Origin of the sequence: Methylophaga sp. UBA4204, from assembly GCF_002379485.1 — a bacterium.
GTDB lineage: Bacteria > Pseudomonadota > Gammaproteobacteria > Nitrosococcales > Methylophagaceae > Methylophaga.
Window position 1 is genome coordinate 2,439 of record NZ_DFTU01000081.1, and the last position, 489, is coordinate 2,927.

Consider the following 489-nt stretch of genomic DNA (forward strand, 5'->3'; position numbering starts at 1 on the left):
TCTAATACCGGCCATTGCTCAATAGGGAGTCGATCATCATGCGCTTTATCAAACCGCGGAATGGCAATGTTTTTTCTCTCCGAGAGCAATTTATCGAGGGTCGTCAATGCCAGTTCAATATCATGTGTTCCCGGCACCCCACGAGTCGCTAATAAAGGATGAACTGAATTCGCTAAATCAATGCGTTGTTGATGGGTGAGATAAAAGTCATCGAGAGAGAGGGCAATGGCAGTCTGATGGTGTTTAGTGATGAGTAACTGCACCAGACATTCGGCTAAGGTACTTTTTCCGGACCCTTGCGCACCATGAATGCCGATGATTATAGGGCGCTTTGCTCTTTTTTGGTGCAATATAAAATCATCAGTAATGTCTGAAAACCAGTGATCAATCTGTTGAGCATATTTAGCTGAGAGCTGATGCGCGCTCAGGAAATTCTGAATGTTTGTAGAGGGATTGACCATCACCATTGCCTGTTCCAATCGATATTAA

The 489-nt window shown here is 44.2% G+C and carries 1 protein-coding gene; it reads right to left on the reverse strand.

The window, feature by feature from the left end; genetic code table 11:
• Positions 1–467, reverse strand: a 467-nt coding sequence (locus B3182_RS12030) for an FtsK/SpoIIIE domain-containing protein (protein ID WP_292752890.1), incomplete at its 3' end; no start/stop codon positions are given.
• Positions 468–489 lie beyond the last annotated feature (22 nt).